Source organism: Rhodopseudomonas sp. (assembly GCF_036404135.1).
Lineage (GTDB): Bacteria > Pseudomonadota > Alphaproteobacteria > Rhizobiales > Xanthobacteraceae > Rhodopseudomonas_A.
On record NZ_DASWPE010000163.1, the window covers coordinates 1 to 2665 of the forward strand.

Annotated in this window: 3 protein-coding genes; all 3 read left to right on the plus strand. The window is 66.2% G+C overall.

Annotated elements, in window-relative coordinates; genetic code table 11:
* Positions 1-225 (plus strand): hypothetical protein (locus VGC77_RS18985; RefSeq protein ID WP_331173122.1); only part of this gene is annotated, 225 nt, incomplete at its 5' end.
* 84 nt (positions 226-309) lie between these two features.
* The gene (gene istA / locus VGC77_RS18990) at positions 310-1821 is read left to right on the plus strand and encodes an IS21 family transposase (protein ID WP_331173123.1); all 1512 of its coding nucleotides are present in this window, start codon (positions 310-312) and stop codon (positions 1819-1821) included.
* Entirely contained in the window at positions 1808-2536 is a 729-nt protein-coding gene (gene istB, locus VGC77_RS18995; protein WP_331173124.1) for an IS21-like element helper ATPase IstB, read from the plus strand. Before istA ends, istB begins: the two co-directional genes overlap by 14 nt.
* The last annotated feature ends 129 nt before the right edge of the window (positions 2537-2665 follow it).

Sequence of the window (2665 nt, forward strand, 5' to 3'; positions counted from 1 at the left end):
GAGAAGCTTCTGCAACGCTTACATGTGCACGACGGACCTGATGGCTCCAGGCTCTCTTCTGCGCATCAGATCGTAACCCTCGTTGATCCTGTCAAATGGCAGATGATGGGTGATGAGCGTATCCACATCAATCTTTCCCTCCATGTACCAGTCGACAAATTGGGCGAGGTTCGTACGCGGCTTCACTCCACCCTGTGGATCAGCGTGGAAAAAGGACCCCGTTAGCGGGGTGATAGGCGTCGAAAAGGGACCCCTCATCCCGGTGGTCTAGGCACGCGCGCTTGGCGGCAGTCAGGCGGCGAGATCGGGATGTTGGTATTGGAGACGGTGTTGAGGATCCGGCGCGAGCATGCGGCCGGGAAAGCCATCAAGGCGATAGCGCGAGATCTGAAGCTTTCGCGCAAGGTGGTTCGTAAAGTGATCCGCACGCCGGAGGCGGACTTTTCCTATCGACGCGAGGTGCAGCCGTTGCCGCGCATCGGGCCGTTCCAGGAGCGGCTGGACATGCTCCTGGAGGAAGACGAGGCCCGACCCCGGCGCGAGAAGCTGCGCATCACGCGCATCCACGACCTGCTGCTGCGCGAGGGGTTCGAGGGGTCGTATGACGCGGTCCGGCGCTATGCGGCGCGGTGGCGGCAGGAGCGACGCCGGAATGCGGTCGATGCGCCGGCCTTCATCCCGCTGACGTTCCGTCCGGGCGAGGCCTATCAGTTCGACTGGAGCCACGAGGACGTCGAGATCGCCGGCAAGCCGATGCGGGTGAAGGTGGCGCATGTTCGGCTCTGCGCGTCGCGGGCGATCTATGTGCGGGCCTATCCGCGCGAGACGCAGGAGATGGTGTTCGACGCCCATGCGCGAGCCTTCGCCTTCTTCGGCGGCGTGCCGACACGCGGCATCTACGACAACATGAAAACGGCGGTGACGACGGTGTTCACCGGCAAGGAGCGGGTTTTCAACCGCCGCTTCCTCGTCATGACGGCCCACTACATGGTCGAGCCGACCGCCTGCTCGCCGGCGGCGGGCTGGGAGAAGGGTCAGGTCGAAAACCAGGTGCAGACGGCACGTGGTCGCTTCTTCCAGCCCCGCCTGCGCTTTGCCAGCATCGAGGAGCTAAACGGCTGGCTGGAGGCGGAATGCCGGCGCTGGGCCGAGACGCACCCCCATCCCGAGCAGAAGGAGTGGACGGTCGCTCAAGCCTGGAATGCTGAGCGCCCGGCGCTCCAGCCCATCCTGGCGCCCTTCGACGGCTTCCACGAAAACGAGCATTCGGTCAGCGGCACATGCCTGATAAGCTTCGACCGCAACCGCTATTCCGTCATGGCGAAGGCGGTGCGGCGCACGGTGCAGGTCCGCGCCTATGCCGACCGTATCGTCGTGCGGTGCCAGGGCGAGGTCGTCGCCGAGCATCCGCGTTTCTTTGGTCGAGACCGTACCGTCTATAACCCCTGGCATTATCTGCCGGTGCTGGTGACCAAGCCGGGTGCCCTGCGTAACGGCGCCCCTTTCCAGGACTGGGACCTGCCGCCCGCGCTGGCGCGGCTGAGACGCAAGCTGGGGGCCGGAGACGAAGCCGACAGGCGTTTCGTGCGCGTGCTGGCGGCGGTGCTCGTCGATGGCCTGGAACTGGTCGAAGCCGCTGTGCGCGAGGCGCTCGCTGCGGGCGCGGTCAGCGACGACGTCATCCTCAACATCCTGGCGCGTCGGCGCGAGCCTCCCCGACCGCTCACCATCGTCACCTCGGAGGATCTGGAATTGGAACATCCGCCGCTCGCCGACTGCGGTCGCTACGACCAGCTCAGGGGGCTCCATGCAGCGGCATGAGATGATGGAGGCAATGCGCAGCCTCGGTCTCAAGGGCATGGCCAGCGCCTTCGACGAAGCCGTCACCACGGGCCTGCAGCGCAAGCGCACAGCCATGGAGATCCTGACCGACCTGCTGCGCGCCGAGGCGACCCACCGGCATGCCGCGTCCATCCGCTACCGCATGACGGCCGCAAAGCTGCCGGCGGTGAAGGACCTCGATGCCTTCGTCTTTGACGGCACGCCCATCAACGAAGCGCTGGTGCGCTCGCTGCATGGCGGGTCGTTCCTCTCCGGCCAGCGCAATGTCGTGCTGGTCGGCGGCACCGGAACGGGCAAGACGCATCTCGCCATAGCCATCACCGCCAACGTCGTGCGTGCTGGCGCCAGGGGCCGCTATTTCAACACCGTCGACCTGGTGAACCGCCTCGAGGAGGAGAGCCGCCTCGGCAAAGGCGGGGCGCTCGCCGCCCAGCTCGCCCGCCTCGACCTCGTGGTGCTCGACGAGCTCGGATACCTGCCTTTTGCCCGCTCAGGCGGCCAGCTGCTCTTCCATCTCGTCAGCAAGCTCTACGAACGCACCTCGGTCGTCGTCACCACCAACCTCGCCTTTGGCGAGTGGCCGACCGTCTTCGGCGACCCCAAGATGACGACCGCGCTGCTCGACCGCATTACCCACCATTGCGACATCGTCGAGACCGGCAACGACAGCTGGCGCTTCAAGAACCGGAGCTGAAAACCCTTCCCCCGGACCCCCATCCCGGCGGTTGACCCGGTGGGTCCACAGGGACCTCCCACGGCCGTCACCGCCTGCGCTCGTGGCGGCGCGCGGCGCCGGCCGTGGGCCCCTCCTATGGACTACCGG

Coding starts and splice junctions, on each gene's coding strand:
- istA (WP_331173123.1), top strand. CDS start 310: ATGTTGGTATTGGAGACGGTGTTGAGGATCCGGCGCGAGCATGCGGCC.
- istB (WP_331173124.1), top strand. CDS start 1,808: ATGCAGCGGCATGAGATGATGGAGGCAATGCGCAGCCTCGGTCTCAAG.